The sequence below is a fragment of the Vibrio sp. 2433-A1 genome (assembly GCF_056726085.1).
Map to the genome: position 1 here is coordinate 12963 of NZ_JBRESC010000009.1, position 16383 is coordinate 29345.

The window sequence follows — 16383 nt, forward strand, 5'->3', positions numbered from 1 at the left end:
CGAGTAGGAGAGTTATGTCTGAAAGAACGGTAGAGACGACCAACGCCCCCCAAATCAGTTTTCTATTATTTTTAGTCTTGGGGGCAATCGGTGCTTTAACGCCGCTAGCCATTGATATGTATTTGCCAGCCATGCCAACTATCGCCAAAGATTTAGGCGTGAATGAAGGTGCTGTTCAAATAACATTAACCGCATATACCGCAGGGTTTGCCATTGGTCAGTTGATTCATGGTCCACTAGCGGATAGTTATGGTCGACGCCCTGTGTTGATCTTGGGCGTGTTGTTTTTTGGTTTAGCCTCAGTTGTCAGTGCGACGACGACAGGGATCGAAGCCTTAACTTGGGTTCGAACTGCTCAGGGTTTTGCTGGCGCGGCCGCTGCAGTGATTATTCAAGCTGTTGTGCGCGATATGTTTGATCGTGAAGATTTCGCCCGTGCGATGTCATTTGTCACCCTGGTGATAACCATTGCACCGTTGATTGCGCCAATGATTGGCGGATACGTAGCAGTCTGGTTTGGCTGGCGTGCAATTTTCTGGATTCTAGCCGTATTTGCGTTAGTCGTGATTGCACTTGTGATGTGGAAAATTCCTGAGACACTCAGTGATGAGAATAAGCAACCTTTGCGGATTAGAACTACATTACGCAACTACAAGGGCTTGTTTAAGAACCCTGTGGCAATGGGGCTGATTTTTTCAGGGGCTTTCTCGTTCGCAGGAATGTTTGCCTTCTTAACAGCAGGTTCATTTGTCTATATTGATATTTATGGGGTAAGACCCGACCAATTTGGTTACTTATTTGCCTTAAACATCGTCGCAATGATCATTATGACTAGCATTAATGGTCGCTTGGTGAAGAAAGTAGGCTCGCATACTATGTTACGCTTTGGCTTAACGGTTCAGCTTATTGCTGGCATTGGTTTATTTGTTACTTGGCTATTGGATGCAGGACTATGGGGAACCGTTATCTTCGTAGTCATGTTTATCGGTACATTATCGACTATAGGTAGTAACACCATGGGCCTATTGCTCAGCAGCTACCCGAGAATGGCAGGCACCGCTTCCTCATTAGCAGGCACCCTCCGTTTTGGTACGGGTTCGGTTGTCGGTGCTGTTGTAGCATTCATGCCTAATGGCGTAACATGGCCGATGATTTCAGTTATGAGCATGTGTTCGATTGTTTCGGCAGCATGTTATTGGATATTTGGAAGAAAGGCGTAATGTCTGAATACACGATAGAAATACAAAAACTGGTTAATAAAGCGTTAGACGAAATTGCTGTACAGCATGCATCAGGTAAGGTAACTAATGGTCCAACGGCCAACAACCTGTACCTTGTTCGCTGGATCACCAAGGCGATTAAGTCTCAGCAGTTTCCACGTATTGTTGCGGATGATTTAATTCGCTGGCAGAAAACAGGGCGTTCTAAAGGTAACAATGCAGGTCTAATGCAGACATTCCAACGCATTTCTAAGTTCTATGGTCAGTTTTTCCCTGAAGGCGCACCAGAGCGTACTATCAAAGATCATGAGATTAATGCTTTTATCGATATGATGGAAGAGAACAATTGGGAAGTGACAACGTCAGAGGAACTGGTTGATTGCGGTAAGGTACAGATCTTTACTGAAGGACCAAACTCATTGGCTATGTGTACTGAGCAATGTGAAAGCTGTTTTGATGGTGAAGATATGATCAAGCCAATGAGCTGGTTTGTGCGCGGTCACCATGCTGACTTCGTAGAAAAAGCGGCAGAGGCTGGATTCATGGTTCACAAAGTAACGGATTATAAGTCGAACGTGAAGTACCACGGTGAATACATTGTATTCCCAGCAAACCGAGGTAATCAGTTGGCTGAAATACCACTCAGTTTGACTGTTTAACTACGCGTTAAAAGGGCTTCCACTACGGAAGCTCTTTTGCTTTTCGGACAATGGCTTTGACCATTCCTTTGAATATAAACAAATGCGCAGGCATCATTGCGAACCAGTAAAGCAACCCTCTAAAGCCTTGCGGGTGCCACCAAGCTGTAACCGTTAAGCGCCTCTCTTGACCCAAATCTTCAATGGCAAATTCTAAACGGCCAAGCCCGGGGCCTTTCATACCAAATAGTAGTGAGATAAAACGCTGCTCTTCACAGCGAATCACTTTCCAGGAATCAATATAATCACCGACCTGCAATTCTGGCCCTGCTGGTGAACGACGGATGGGTTTGCCGCCACCAAAGAATATGTCGAGCCATTCACGAGTGCGCCATAAGCTATTGGCATAAAAGTAGCCTTCTTCACGACTACCAATTTTTCGCACTAGCTTCCAAAGTTGGTTGGCTTCAAGTGTTGTCGTAATAGATGCGCCTGTTTGCTTCGGATAATAACCATAGCCCGGTTGCCAGCGAGAAAGTGCCGCTGGGTCAAAGCCCCACACGTTACTGCGAACGAAAGTACCTTCACGCTCAATACTTTCTGTCACCATCTGAACAAAAGAGATCATGGCTTGGGGATACTTCTGTTTAACTCGCTCAGAATCAGCGATAAAATCATGCTCTAGCCCTGAAAGTAGCGCACTGCCAATGCTTGAAGGAACAGAGGTGACAACCCCCAGCCACTGCGAAGCCATTTTCGGCGTTAGCAAGCAGGTCGGGAAAATCTTTATCGGCTTGTTTACCGCGCGAGCAATGACATGAAATTGATCGCGATAGGTAAGAGTTTCAGGGCCTCCAACCTCAAATATATCGTGGTGAGTAGGGGACTCTTTCGCAAGGGAGAGTAAATAATAATTAAGGTTTTCGAGAGCGATAGGGTTAGCTTTTGAGTCTATCCACTTTGGTGTGATTAGAACTGGCATGTTGTAGACAAAGTCGCGCATGATCTCAAAAGCGGCAGAGCCAGGGCCGATAATGACGCCAGCGCGAAGCTCTGTAATCGGAATACCTGACTTTCTAATAATATCACCGGTCATGCGACGCGCTTTTAAGTGGTTAGAATCACCAGTTTGAGGTTGTATCGCACTCAAATAAATAACATGTTTGACCGAGCTACCGGTTAACGCTTGCTTAAAGTGTTCAGCCAGAGAGACTTCATATTCAAGGAAGTCATGTCCATGAGCCATTCCATGCACAAGAAAATAGATGAGTTCGAATTGAGGGACCAGGTCTAACGTCGCTTGTTTATCAGCTAAGTCGAGATAACACATGGTCAGGTTCGGGTGAGGCTCTACTCTGGCGGACAAATAGTCGAGGTGTCTTGACACAGCAGTGACTTGATAGCCTTGTTCGCACAGCTTATGAAGAAGTTGTGAACCTACGTACCCTGATGCCCCTAAAACCAGAACCTTTTTCATCCTGAACCCCTATGGTTTTTATGGTTTCATATTCCGACTGATCATATAATACACAATCTATTTTTGCTCTTATATCATATTGTTGCGGTCAGAGGTGCTTCGTCTCCATGCTTTCTCAAGTTTTATTCCATACTCGAGGTGATTTCATCCGTCGCCTGATCGCAATTGCGATGCCCATTACGCTTCAGAGCATTATGTTCTCAAGCCGAAGCCTAGTCGATGTCCTTATGCTAGGTCAGTTAGGGGAGGCGGAAATCGCCGCCGTCGGTGTTGCAGCGAGAGCCACCTTTGTTACCACGATTATGCTGGTGGGTGTGACAACTGGCGGTTCGTTACTTACTGCACGATATTGGGGAGCGAATAACCGCAATGGGGTACGCGAAAGTACAGCTCTAACATGGCTAGTGTGTACAGCTTTTGCCGCGTTAACTGCATTGTTGTTTATATTGTTTCCAAGTCAGATCATGGGGCTTGCGACAAGCGATCCAGAGGTTAATCAACTGGGTAGTGAATATCTGGTTATTACCTCGGTTACTATGTTTGCAGTCTCTTGTGTGGCGAGTATGTCTGTTGGCTTACGCGCAATGCATAAACCGGGCTTGAGTACATTCTTTAGTGGCATCGGGATATTATCGAACATCTTCCTTAACTGGGTGCTAATTTTTGGTAAATTTGGTGTGCCACCAATGGGCATCAAAGGCGCGGCGATCGCGACAGTGCTCAGTGGTGCGATTGAAGTAGCGACTCTGTTTGGTTACCTCTATGCCCGCAAACACCTGCTAGCCTTTGGCGTTGAAGATATTCGCCAAGTGATTGTCTGGCAACGTGTGGCTAAGTTTCTTCGTTTGTCTTTACCGACAACATTTAACTTTCTTGCATGGGCTGGGGGGTTATTTGCCTATCACGCCATTATGGGTCAATCAGGAGTGCAAGGCTTGGCAGCGCTTTCGGTCATGACGCCAGTAGAGTCGATTGCACTCGCGCTTTTGATCGGTATGTCCAATGCGGCCGCTGTACTAGTGGGTAACCAAATTGGTGCCAAAAACTATGATGCCGTTTACTATCAGGCCATTGGAGTGGTTCTGCTGAGTTTACTTGTTGGTATTGTGGTCGCAGGCTTACTCTATTTAGTTCAAGGATTGGTCTTAGATGCCTTTAGCGCATTAACCAATGAAACTCGATTACTCGCAGAGAAATTCATGGTCGTCTTGAGTGTCGGGATTATCCTGCGTTCCATTCCTATGATGACGATAGTCGGAGTATTGCGAGCGGGTGGGGATGTGAAGTTCTGTTTATACCAAGATTTGGTCGCGCAATGGCTGATAGGTATTCCGCTGGCGGCATTTGCTGCTATTGGCTTAGGCTGGTCGCCTGAATGGATCTATTTACTCTTTTTAACGGAAGAGTTTATTAAATGGTTTGGTTCTCTCTATCGAATGAATACACGTAAGTGGATTAGAAATTTGATCGAAAATTAGACATTGACCGTCTAAGTAGTGTGTTTTGATGCATATCTTGTGATCTAGAATCCAAATTGCTTCCTTGAAAGCGCGATTTAGTGTAGATTCACACTCCTATTTTGAAGGTTAACGAGAGAATCGATGTTACAGCTGACAGACCTATGTAAAGGCTACGTAGATGGGGGTGAGTTTCACCCAGTTTTACAAGGTGCTGAGCTAACATTGAAGCAGGGCGAGCAAGTTGCTCTTATGGGTGAAAGTGGTTCAGGTAAGAGTACCTTATTAAACCTTATCGCTGGCCTTGATACCGTTGATTCTGGCGAAGTGTTGTTTCCAAGTTTTTCAATGCACGACGTCTCTGAAACTAAACGTACTGCTTACCGTCGCAACAACATCGGTCTTATCTTTCAACAGTTTAACCTTCTACCAACTCTAAATGTCGCTGACAATATTCGATTTTGTCGCCAACTAAAAGGGCTGCCTGAAGATCAGGGCCTATGGCGTCAAATCCTTTCTGCACTGGATCTTATGCCTTTGTTGGGACGTTATCCTGAAGAAGTTTCTGGTGGCCAGCAGCAACGTGCCGCGATTGCACGCGCGTTATATATGGAGCCGAAAATTCTTTTGGCAGACGAACCAACAGGTAGTCTCGACGAAAGAAACGCAGAAGCGGTGATGCGTCTTTTGACGACGTTGACCAAGCAACTCGAATGCACCTTATTATTGGTGACGCACAGTGAGCGAGTAGCCGACCACATGGAAGGGAAGGTGAGACTTCAAGGAGGACAACTTCATGTTATGGCCCGTAGTTAAAGCGCTACTTGGCCACTACAGACGTTACCCTTTTCAAATAATCTTAGTCTGGCTTGGTCTTACCTTAGGTGTTTCTCTTCTTGTTGGTGTTACTTCCATCAACACACATGCTCGTCAAAGCTACGAACATGGTGAAAAGCTATTCTCAAATCCACTTCCATACCGCATTCGACCAAAACATGTCACGAATAAAATCCCTCAAGGTTTTTACGTCCAGTTGCGTAGAGATGGATTTAATCAATGTGCACCATTTGAAAACTTACGAGTAGATACCGCTGACGGTGCAGACTTGATGCTGGTCGGCATTGACCCAGCTGCACTGATTCATTTTCAATCGGGAACATTGCTTCAAAATATCTCTTCTTTAGCGCTGATGCAGCCACCATACCCAATTTTAGTTAGTGCTGATCTAGCGAAGCATATGAAGTGGTCTAATGGAGACTCAATTGAATTGGCGGATGGCAGCACGTTAGGCCCTGTCATTATTGAAGACAAAGGCCAGCTCAACGGGACTCGAATTATTGCTGATATGTCACTACTTCGCATGCTAGAGCGAAGTGCGGGCATTTCAACGATCGCTTGTAGCGAAATGCCACCAGAAAAACTGGCCAAGCTTAAATCCATGTTGCCCAACGGAATGGAACTTAAGCGTAGCTCAAGAGCCGAACTTGAATCATTAACTCAAGCGTTTCACATGAACTTGAGTGCGATGGGTATGCTCGCTTTCTTGGTTGGTCTGTTTATTTTCTATCAAGCGATGTCACTTTCATTGACGCAACGTCAGCGTTTAGTCGGAATGCTTCGTCAAACAGGGGTGTCTGGTTGGCAGTTGGCCCAAGCGTTACTGCTTGAGTTAGTTGCGCTAGTCGTCATCAGCTGGGTGTTTGGCAATGCGTTTGGGATGTTATTGGCCAATCAATTAATCCCGACGGTATCTGTGAGCCTCGGCGATCTGTATAACGCTAATGTCGGTCTTGCGATAGAGTGGACGTGGCAAACTAGTTTATATAGTTTATATCTGTCTGCTTTCGGTGCGATTATCGCCTGTGCATGGCCATTGGTTCGTTTGCTTCGCTCTCAGCCCGTTCGTTTGACGACTCGCTTATCTCTAGTACGTTTCACTGGCACTGAGTTTACTGTTCAAGCATTGCTCGCTTGTGCTCTATGTGTGGCTGCTGTCGCTATTTATCAAGCACCGCAAACTCAAGAGTCAGGCTTTGTTATCATTGCTCTGATGTTATTGAGTGTCGCACTGTTTACGCCTTATATCGTGTGGAAAGTGTTCGAAAGCTTTTCTTATACGCTGCGTTGGGTAAAGGTACGTTGGTTCTTTGCTGATGCCGCTGCAAGTATGAGTTATCGTGGCGTCGCAACCATGGCATTTATGTTGGCTATGTCAGCCAATATTGGTGTTGAAACCATGGTTGGTAGTTTCCGTGATACAACGGATAAGTGGTTAAGCCAACGTTTGGCCGCCGATTTATATATCTACCCAAATAACAGCTCAGCGGCGCGAATGAGCACTTGGTTATCTAAGCAACCTGAAGTGGAATCTGTCTGGTGGCGTTGGGAGAAAGAAATCTCTACAGCGAAAGGTGCTCTACAAGTTGTGAGTACGGGTCCTTCAGAAGGTGAGTTAGATGCGCTCACGGTTAAATTAGGCGTACCAAACTATTGGTATCAGTTGCACCATTCTAAGGGTGTCATGGTCAGTGAGTCGATGGCTCTTAAACTTGGCATCAGACCAGGTGATTATCTCGACTTATCAGGTAAGTTAGGGCAAGGCTGGCAAGTGGTGGGGGTTTACTATGATTATGGTAATCCGTATAACCAAGTGATACTTTCCCATCGAAATTGGCTGTATGCCTATGCTGGAAGTGGCAGTGTCGCCCTAGGCACAGTACTAAAAGAGGGCGTCAATCGGGTAGGATTAAAACGTCGACTCGAAGCCGTATTTAGAATCGATTCTGAACGTGTGTTTGATAACAGTCATATTCACAATCAAGCGATGAAGGTTTTTGACCGAACATTCTCTATTGCAGACACGCTTGGTAATATCACCTTGGTGATTGCGATATTCGGAATCTTCTTCTCTACTGTTGGCGGTGAAGTCTCGCGGCAAAAACATATTGCATTGCTCCGTTGTCTAGGGATGTCAGGTAGAGAGCTTGTCTTAATGGGAAGTTTGCAGCTATTCGTGTTTGGGGCCATCTCTTTACTGATTGCAATGCCTCTAGGTCTTGCACTAGCCCACTTAGTTGTTGATATCATTATTAAACAATCATTTGGTTGGACACTAGAGCTGCAGTTCATCCCGAGTGAATACATGCAGACTGCTACGTTGGCGATGCTTTCGCTGATGATCGCCGGGGCAATACCTGTAATTAGGATTATTAAAAGTACGCCAATGAAGGCATTAAGGGATTCTTTGTAAATGAAGGTTAAGATAAAGAGAACCACCAAGATTTTCCTTGTTGTCGTAATGATGGCCGTTACGTTCGTTACTCTTTATCTCAATCGTTCATATCAATCCGAGGCAGCGGAGCACGAGGATGAACTCTCATATGCTTTGCGTACGCCAAGAGATCAAGTCTTTGAACCGGTACTTCCTGATAGCCCAGTCATTCTGCCTAGAGACTTTGCTTTTCAGAACAAATTCCAACATGGTTGGTGGCATTTCTTCGCCAATGTGAAAGACCGAAAGGGCAACGAATACGGTGTCCAGTGGAGTTACTTCCGAGTTGCTAGTAACGATAGTGGTATGTCCGGCTGGCTGAGCCCTCAGCTATTTATTTCTCATATAGTCATCTCTAGTAAAGACCAAGTTTGGCGAGAGCAGCGTGTTGCTCGTGGTGGTATTGGCCAAGCGGGCATGACAGTTCAGCCGTTCAAACTTTGGATTGATAACTGGTACTGGCGCTCTTTGGGAAAAACGCCATTTCCAGGATTACTTGACGTCAAGACTGACGATTTTTCAATCAATCTTAAAACACTCACCAAAGGCCCGTTTGTAATACCTGGTGAACGTGGTTATGTTCCTAAGCATGATTTATTACCAATTGCTTCTCATAACTTTACTTCTCCTTTCCTTGAGGTGAGAGGCGAGTTGAAGCTTGATAATAATAAAGTGGTGTCTGTTTCTGGCCAAGGATGGATGAGTAAAGAGTGGGGAAGTGGCCTACTCGCTGAAAGCCAGAGAGGTTGGGATTGGTTCGTTGTCCATTTAGATAACGATACGACCATATCGCTAAGTCGTTCGCGCCACGATAAGCAGCTTTCTTACTCGTTTGGCACATTGTCATCGAACGATGGCAAAGTAGAACGCTTGGATGACAGCGAGATATCCATTGAGCCTCTAAACGAGACCTTGTTGAAAAATGGCAAACGCGTTCCCTTAAAGTGGTCTATTAAGGTGCCTAAACATGGTATTGATGTGACAGCTCAAGCACTAAATAGTGATATTTGGCTTCCGTTCAACATCCCTTATGGTGAAGGGCCGATTAAAACAACAGGCACCCACCGAGCTGTTGGCTTTATGCAGTTGACGGGTTACTAGAACCATAAGCTCTGTTATCTAGGCCCCTTCTCAAGTGATGAGAAGCAGCTTTTTGGAGTTTGTATGGAAATCTGCGGATATTGCCTATAATTAATTAAGGAAAATAAATGGCAATTTGATGGTTTTATTCGGAAAAATCGAAATAAAAACACTAAACAAGCGATTATTCCTAAGGTATTGAACTCTATAAACTCGTTTGTATTCTTTGTTAATCGCTTATTAACATAATAAAAATAAGGGCAATTTCATGAGTGATATTATTCGCGATTTTTTCAAAATGGAGTCTGCGGGCGGCATTTTGCTAGTGATTGCAGCTGCAATCGCAATGACAATCGCTAATACAGATCTAAACGACGCATACCAAGGCTTTCTTCATACATATATATTAGGTATGTCAGTTTCTCACTGGATCAACGATGGCCTAATGGCAGTTTTCTTCCTACTTATTGGTTTAGAAGTTAAACGCGAGCTGCTCGAAGGAGCACTGAAATCTAAAGAAACGGCTATTTTCCCAGCTATCGCAGCTGTCGGGGGGATGTTGGCTCCTGCACTAGTTTATGTCGCATTCAACGCTGGCGATGCTCAAGCAATTCAAGGTTGGGCAATTCCGGCAGCAACAGACATCGCATTTGCCTTAGGTATCATGGCGCTACTGGGTAAGCGTGTGCCAGTGAGCTTAAAGGTGTTCCTACTTGCTCTAGCAATCATTGATGATCTAGGTGTTGTTGTTATTATTGCACTGTTCTACACAGGTGACCTATCAACGACAGCGTTAGCGGTTGGGTTCGCGATGACAGCGGCTCTGTTTGTGTTGAACGCCAAGAAGGTAACCAAACTGACGCCGTATATGATCGTTGGTGCCATTTTGTGGTTCGCCGTACTTAAGTCAGGTGTCCACGCAACGCTAGCAGGTGTTGTAATTGGTTTTGCTATCCCGCTTAAAGGCAAGAAAGGTGAGCATTCTCCACTTAAACATATGGAGCATGCATTACATCCATATGTAGCATTTGCTATTCTTCCTCTCTTTGCTTTTGCAAACGCAGGTATTTCATTAGAAGGGGTTTCATTATCTAGCTTAGGCTCTGCATTACCTTTGGGTATTGCGCTTGGTCTACTAATAGGGAAACCTCTAGGAATATTTACATTCAGTTGGGTCGCGGTGAAGTCGGGTGTTGCTAAACTGCCTAAAGGCGTTAACTTTATGCATATATTTGCTGTGTCCGTGCTGTGTGGCATTGGTTTTACGATGTCAATCTTTATCTCGTCATTGGCGTTTGGAACGGTGAATGTAGAGTTTGATACTTATGCTCGTTTAGGTATTTTAATGGGCTCTACCACAGCGGCTCTGCTAGGTTACTTCCTACTTCACATATCACTGCCAAAGAATGCAGCAGTAGAGAGTAACGAAGAACTAAACTCTCATCACTAATCTAAATGTTATTGAGGATTAGAACTTAGTCCAATTTAAAGGCCTTGCGATTGAGCAAGGCCTTTTTTATGTATGGTTGATATCGATTTATTTCTCAATGATAGTAAAGATGGTCCATTCATCGATAACTTTCTCAGTTAATCCTACAACGGTAGCGGTTACACGACGGTTGAGAGCGTGGGAAGTTTCATCATCACCATCAGCTTCTAGTCGAGACTCACCGTAACCTACAATCGTCACTCGCTTAGGATCAACCTCATAATAGAGCAGCTCATCTTCAACTGCATGAGCTCGTTTTTTTGACAGCTCTAGATTGTATTCTGGATCCCCAACTTTACTCGCGTAGCCTTGAATCTGAATCGAAGCACTTTGATATTTTTCTAAGAATTGAGCCATGGTTTGGATCTGGTCAGAGAAGATAGGGTTGATTTCATAAGAGTCGTTGGCAAACAAGATACGAAGTTGGCGTTCTTCTTCTTCAACAACTGCAGCTCCACAACCATCATTGTCAACTTGTGCACCAATTGGAGTTCCGGGACAAATGTCACGAGCATTGACCACTCCATCTTTGTCATCGTCCGTCAAATCTGAAACTTGGTCGGCAACAGGTGGCTCGACGTATTCATATTCATCCTCCGCCATAACACTAGTCATGTGTATGGCTACTACGGCGAAGACTGGGATTAAAATTCTAATATTCATATTAGTACTCCACACGCTCAGTCCATTCTTGAGGGGTATCAACCAGCAGTGCATCTAACAGATTCCCCGTTGCGTTCATGACGCGGTATTTTGCGTATTGTTCTGCATAGTGAGCGTCTAAATAATCTTTTCGAGCCTCAAACAGTTCATTTTCGGTATTGAGGAGGTCGAGTAAGGTTCGTTGGCCTATTCGGTATTGTTTCTCATAGGCGATCACGGTTTCTGAAGCAGAGTCTACGTGGTCTGCAAGGAAATTCTTTTGTTGGAGTGTTAGATCGAGCGCACTCCAAGAAAGTCGTAACCCTTCCTCTACTTGACGATAAGCATTATCCCTAAGATCCTTCGCTTGATTGAGTTGATATGCTGCACGTTCAGACAGATCACTATCTGAGCCGCCGTTGTATAGGTTATATCGCATACGAAGCATCGCTAGAGTTTCATCGCTGCGTCCTTCATCACCACCCGCATCATCTCGCCATGTTTGACTGGCTTCAATCGATAGCGTTGGGTAATAGTTTCCCTTTGACTGTTTATATTGAAAGCGAGCTGAATCGACGTCGACTATGGATACCTTAATTACAGGGTGTACGTCAAAGGCTTGAACGAGGGCGTCGGTTAACGACAGTGGGAGCTTGGTTTCATCAGCTCTAGGGTAGATCAAACCGAGAGGCTCTTGTCCGACTACACGGCGAAACTGGGTATGTGTATCAACAAGATTGTTTTGTGCAGCGAGTAAATTACCATGGGCTTTTGCTATACGAGCTTCAACCTGAGAAACATCGGCCGTTGACCCAATGCCAGAATCAGCTCGTCTTTGAATATCACGGTAGATTTTTTTATGAACGGCTAAGTTGCTCTCAGAAAGTGCGAGTACTTCGGTCGCTTTTACTGCATCTAAGTAAATTTGAGTAACCTGTAACGCGAGGTCTGAAGCGTTTGCTAGCAATTGCCATCGGAGGGATTCAGCTTCGGCCGAGGTACGGTCGATATCATTGAGTGTTGCGTTGCCATCCCATATGAGCTGAGTAACGCTTAAAGTTGCTTCCTTTCTGGTCAGGTCAGTATCTGGCCTACCTGTCGATTCAGCTGGGTCGATTCCTTCGTAACCAATGCCTGCATCGAGGTCCAAGCTGGGTAGATATGCACCCACAGAGGCATCATTTTGCTTAACAGCACTCTGGTATTCATTGTAAGAACTTTTAATTTCTGGATTAGTAGCGATGGTGATTGCTACGGCTTGTTCCAATGTTTGGCTTTGAGTTGCGAAACTAAATACTACTGCGCAAATCGCCATAAATGACTTCTTCAAATTCAAGGTAACCTCCTCAATTAATACACAATTAAGGCTTAGATGAACCGGGTAGTTATCACCTGTTAGATTGCAGGTGTAATTATCAGTTAGCTTAGTAGACGATTACTAAAAATGAGACACTCCGATTTAAAAAGATCTTCGCGTGTAATGATCTTTAGACTTTCGTTAGCACTTTTTTGCTATTGACTGGTTTATAAATAGTGCAGCGACTAGATTTTAGGTAATGCAGTGCGTGCGGTGTATTGGTTCCTATTAATTGGGGGCGGGGGACTGTGCACCGCTAAAGGGGAGATCCGCTTATGAATGCTAAGAGTCTAGCGCCGTTAATGCTAAACAATACCACCGTAGTCATCGACATTAATGGGGAGATCAGGCAACTGCTTCCAGGTGAAGTTCCTGGACCGGGTGAAGTCATCGTGATTGTTGGGCAAGGTGCTACAGCAGCGACTGAAGATGCACCGAATAACTTTGGTCTCGAAGCGCAGCTAGTAGGAGAAGGAGGAGATAATTTTTCTCTTGAGCTAGACAACGAAATTGCGTCGATTATCGAGCAAATTGAAGAAGGTGTCGACCCAACTCAAAATGAAGATTTTGCAACCGCTGCTGGTGGACAAGATGGTTCAAGTTTAACTGGTTCAGGTGATATAGAGCGGACTGGCGCTGAAACTATAGCTGAAACTGAATTTGATACGAGTGGCCTTGAGTCACAAGGGCTTTCGGAAACACAAAGTTTAGCGCTCCTTGAAGTGGTAGCTCAAACAATCTTTGTCGGTGATGATGCTGTAACGGTGTTCGAAACGGATGTGCCATGGGCGGTGACTGGCACTGTTGAAGCGACGGAAACTGATTTCCCTACTTTTGTTGTTCAGGAAAATGTCGCCGGTGAGAATGGTGTTTTCTCTATAGATGCGGAAGGCAATTGGACATACGTTGCAAACAGCGCATTTGACGAACTTAATATTGGGGATTCACTTGTTGATGTATTTTCCATTGAATCGAGTGATGGAACGCTAGGCAGCGTAACGGTCACAATCAATGGTACCAATGATTTGCCTCAGTTTGTGGCGACAGATGATTTTGCGCCGGGCGGTGGCGAGGGGGAACTATCTAGTTTTGCCTTTGAAGACGGTGTGTATAGTTTTGATTTTGAAGAAAATAGTGAAGCAGGCACAATAGTCGGACAAGTCGAAGCAACGGACCCAGATAATCAAGTACTTATTTTTTCTATCTCAACCAATGTCGAAAATGAGGGTGGGGAAGCTCTCTTCTCAATTGACCCTGATTCTGGTGAGATCTCGTTGACTGCCGCAGGTTCAGAATCATTTGCCAATGATTTTGAAACATTAAGTAATGTACACAATCTCGTTGTCACCGTTACAGAGGGTGATGGTATAGGTGAACCGCAGTCAGTTGATGTTGATGTGGTGTTGACTGAAATCGGAGTCAATGAAGCCCCAGTGTTTGATGAGCCTGAAGGTGGATACGAGTTCAGCTACAACGAAAACTCGACCGATGAATATGTTATCGGTACCGTGAGCACGACAGATGAAGATGATGGTGACGTGGTCACGTACAGCATCAGCGAAAATGTTCAATTCAACGAACAAGACCTGTTTGAGATAGACAGTGAAACGGGGGAGATCTCACTGACAGCAGCAGGTGTTGAGGCGTTTACCAATGATTTTGAATCACTTTCCAATGAGCACACCATCACAGTGGCCGCATCGGACGGTGAGCTAACGACCTTCGTTGAAGTTGACTTATCAGAGTTGGATATCAATGAAGCGCCAGTGTTTGATGAGCCTGAAGGGGGCTATGAGTTCAGCTACAACGAAAACTCGACCGACGACTATGTCATCGGTAGCGTGAGCGCGACAGACGAAGACGCCGGCGATGTCGTTACGTATAGCATCAGTGCAAACCTCCAATTCAACGACCAAGATCTGTTTGAAATAGACAGTGAAAGCGGTGAAATTTCACTGACAGCAGCAGGTGTTGAGGCGTTTACCAATGATTTTGAATCACTCTCCAATGAGCACACCATCACAGTGGCCGCATCGGACGGTGAGCTAACGACCTTCGTTGAAGTCGATTTGTCAGAGTTGGATATCAATGAAGCGCCAGTGTTTGATGAGCCTGAAGGGGGCTATGAGTTTAGCTACAACGAAAACTCGACCGACGACTATGTCATCGGTAGCGTGAGCGCGACAGACGAAGACGCCGGCGATGTCGTTACGTATAGCATCAGTGCAAACCTCCAATTCAACGACCAAGATTTGTTTGAAATAAATAGTGAAAGCGGTGAAATTTCACTGACAGCAGCAGGTGTTGAGGCGTTTACCAACAATTTCGAGTCACTTCCTAATGAGCATGTCATTACGGTTGCAGCTACAGATGGTGAACTAACAACCTATGTGGACGTGGACCTATCAGAACTGGATGTGAATGAGCTGCCTGTGACCGAAGACTTTAACGTCGATGCGGGTGACGCGATTATTGTTCCAATTATCTTCGACTCTGATGACGAATCTTTAGATCATATTTCAGACGAAGATGATGACTTTAACGGCATCCAACTCAATATCATGATCACGTCTTTACCTCAGTATGGCACCTTGCTCTATACCGATGACTTTGGTGATACCCGTGTAGTTACTGAAGCTGACTTACATGTTTTAGGTGAAGAGATTGACCCAAGTAAGTTGTTTGATCCTGACAACTTTACTTATGTACCGGGCGTTGGTGACCCGTTTGAAATGGGGCATAGCGGTGATCCCGCGGATATTGTTCTTGGTGAAGATGGCTTCTACAACTGGGGCGAGTATGTCAGTGATACTGAAAGAGTTATTACTTTAGAAAACGGAAATACCATTGGGGTCAGCATTACTGATAACAATGACAAAGCTCTGAAACAATACACTGGCGGCCCTAACCATGTAGGCTGGGGTATTGGTGATACTGATGGTAACGGTATGAACAAGCAAGAAACCTTAATCATCGACCTAAGCAATAACCCTCTTGGAGTGGTGACGTTTGGATTAGATGGTATGGGAGGGGCGTTTACAGCCAATAGTAATGTTTATGTTGAGGTCACGTATACCTTCGTGGATGGTACTACCCACGTAGAGCAATACCAGAAAGATGAAGGCGATGTCGGTAATGAACAACTATTGTATGAGTTCAGCTACTCTTCTCCAGATAATCCAATTGTCTCTATGGAGCTCAGCGGTACAGGCGGTAACTGGGAGCTACGTTACCTATCTGGTACGGAAGAGATTACCGAAGATGTGACTTTCGATTACGTTGCGGTCGATTCAGAGCTGGCAATCAGTAATGAGTCAACGGTCACCATTGATGTCGAAGACTCACCTGAGTATGAAGTCCTTTCAGCAGGGCTCGGTGATTCACTTGATGCCGATCTGGGTAACCAAATGATGCTGGGTGATGAAAACGCCAATATCTTCACATGGTTGGATTCTACGCTAGATAACGGCACTGATGTTGTTGATAATTTTGAGTTAGGTTCAGACCTTCTCGACCTAAGAGGCATCTTAGAAGAGGATGATAACGTGCTGGTTGGTGATTTGATTGACTCAATATCTGCGGAAGTTGATGGTGAAAACGTTGTGATGACAGTAACGGATGATGGACGCGAGCAGACCATTATCCTAGAAGGTGTGACTGATGCGTTTGAAGAAGCAGGTTTTATTACTAATAACACAATTACCAGTGAATTGGAGATGCTAACTCAAGTACTCAAAACAGATGCCGCGTAA

11 protein-coding genes are annotated in these 16383 nt (G+C 45.0%); 8 read left to right on the top strand and 3 right to left on the bottom strand.

What is annotated here, in order from left to right; all coding sequences use genetic code 11:
- Positions 1 to 14 precede the first annotated feature (14 nt).
- On the top strand, positions 15 to 1220 hold the full coding sequence (locus ACU01J_RS10755; protein ID WP_481085706.1) for a Bcr/CflA family multidrug efflux MFS transporter: 1206 nt from the start codon (positions 15 to 17) through the stop codon (positions 1218 to 1220).
- Entirely contained in the window at positions 1220 to 1879 is a 660-nt protein-coding gene (locus ACU01J_RS10760) for a DUF2913 family protein (protein WP_481085707.1), read from the top strand. The genes ACU01J_RS10755 and ACU01J_RS10760 overlap by 1 nt, the downstream gene beginning before the upstream one ends.
- Positions 1880 to 1901: 22 nt before the next feature.
- On the opposite strand, the gene ACU01J_RS10765 is transcribed toward ACU01J_RS10760, so the two are convergent.
- Positions 1902 to 3335 carry a DUF2867 domain-containing protein gene (locus ACU01J_RS10765; RefSeq protein WP_481085708.1) on the bottom strand — a complete coding sequence of 478 codons (1434 nt, stop codon included), beginning with the start codon at positions 3333 to 3335 and terminating at the stop codon, positions 1902 to 1904.
- A gap of 107 nt (positions 3336 to 3442) precedes the next feature.
- On the opposite strand from ACU01J_RS10765, the gene ACU01J_RS10770 reads away from it, so the two are divergent.
- The 5 genes from ACU01J_RS10770 to nhaA all read left to right on the top strand — a co-directional run bounded on the left by ACU01J_RS10770 (position 3443) and on the right by nhaA (position 10593).
- Positions 3443 to 4813 (top strand): MATE family efflux transporter, encoded by a 1371-nt coding sequence (locus ACU01J_RS10770; RefSeq protein ID WP_481085709.1) that lies wholly within the window; start codon positions 3443 to 3445, stop codon positions 4811 to 4813.
- Between the two features lie 123 nt (positions 4814 to 4936).
- Positions 4937 to 5608 (top strand): ABC transporter ATP-binding protein, encoded by a 672-nt coding sequence (locus tag ACU01J_RS10775; protein ID WP_481085710.1) that lies wholly within the window; start codon positions 4937 to 4939, stop codon positions 5606 to 5608.
- Complete coding sequence (locus ACU01J_RS10780) at positions 5589 to 8042, top strand: ABC transporter permease (RefSeq protein ID WP_481085711.1); 2454 nt, start codon at positions 5589 to 5591, stop codon at positions 8040 to 8042. Before ACU01J_RS10775 ends, ACU01J_RS10780 begins: the two co-directional genes overlap by 20 nt.
- Entirely contained in the window at positions 8043 to 9164 is a 1122-nt protein-coding gene (locus ACU01J_RS10785) for a lipocalin-like domain-containing protein (protein ID WP_481085712.1), read from the top strand.
- 247 nt (positions 9165 to 9411) lie between these two features.
- Positions 9412 to 10593: a Na+/H+ antiporter NhaA gene (nhaA, locus tag ACU01J_RS10790; protein ID WP_481085713.1), complete on the top strand. Its 1182-nt coding sequence runs from the start codon at positions 9412 to 9414 to the stop codon at positions 10591 to 10593.
- 87 nt (positions 10594 to 10680) lie between these two features.
- Here nhaA and ACU01J_RS10795 read toward each other — a convergent pair whose 3' ends face one another.
- Both ACU01J_RS10795 and ACU01J_RS10800 read right to left on the bottom strand, forming a co-directional pair.
- On the bottom strand, positions 10681 to 11247 hold the full coding sequence (locus ACU01J_RS10795) for an OmpA family protein (protein ID WP_481085842.1): 567 nt from the start codon (positions 11245 to 11247) through the stop codon (positions 10681 to 10683).
- Positions 11248 to 11296: 49 nt separating this feature from the next.
- Positions 11297 to 12589, bottom strand: coding sequence for a TolC family outer membrane protein (locus ACU01J_RS10800; protein ID WP_481085843.1), 1293 nt, complete (start codon positions 12587 to 12589; stop codon positions 11297 to 11299).
- A 317-nt stretch (positions 12590 to 12906) separates the two neighbouring features.
- Here ACU01J_RS10800 and ACU01J_RS10805 point away from each other — a divergent pair, with 317 nt between their 5' ends.
- A complete protein-coding gene (locus tag ACU01J_RS10805; protein ID WP_481085714.1) occupies positions 12907 to 16383 on the top strand; it encodes a cadherin domain-containing protein in 3477 nt (1158 codons plus the stop codon).

What these genes read in the sequence shown, in the direction of transcription:
- ACU01J_RS10760 (WP_481085707.1), top strand. Translation starts at nt 1,220, where the DNA reads ATGTCTGAATACACGATAGAAATACAAAAACTGGTTAATAAAGCGTTA.
- ACU01J_RS10785 (WP_481085712.1), top strand. Translation starts at nt 8,043, where the DNA reads ATGAAGGTTAAGATAAAGAGAACCACCAAGATTTTCCTTGTTGTCGTA.
- ACU01J_RS10775 (WP_481085710.1), top strand. Translation starts at nt 4,937, where the DNA reads ATGTTACAGCTGACAGACCTATGTAAAGGCTACGTAGATGGGGGTGAG.
- ACU01J_RS10765 (WP_481085708.1), bottom strand. Translation starts at nt 3,335, where the DNA reads ATGAAAAAGGTTCTGGTTTTAGGGGCATCAGGGTACGTAGGTTCACAA.
- ACU01J_RS10770 (WP_481085709.1), top strand. Translation starts at nt 3,443, where the DNA reads ATGCTTTCTCAAGTTTTATTCCATACTCGAGGTGATTTCATCCGTCGC.
- ACU01J_RS10805 (WP_481085714.1), top strand. Translation starts at nt 12,907, where the DNA reads ATGAATGCTAAGAGTCTAGCGCCGTTAATGCTAAACAATACCACCGTA.
- ACU01J_RS10800 (WP_481085843.1), bottom strand. Translation starts at nt 12,589, where the DNA reads ATGGCGATTTGCGCAGTAGTATTTAGTTTCGCAACTCAAAGCCAAACA.
- ACU01J_RS10755 (WP_481085706.1), top strand. Translation starts at nt 15, where the DNA reads ATGTCTGAAAGAACGGTAGAGACGACCAACGCCCCCCAAATCAGTTTT.
- ACU01J_RS10780 (WP_481085711.1), top strand. Translation starts at nt 5,589, where the DNA reads ATGTTATGGCCCGTAGTTAAAGCGCTACTTGGCCACTACAGACGTTAC.
- ACU01J_RS10795 (WP_481085842.1), bottom strand. Translation starts at nt 11,247, where the DNA reads ATGACTAGTGTTATGGCGGAGGATGAATATGAATACGTCGAGCCACCT.
- nhaA (WP_481085713.1), top strand. Translation starts at nt 9,412, where the DNA reads ATGAGTGATATTATTCGCGATTTTTTCAAAATGGAGTCTGCGGGCGGC.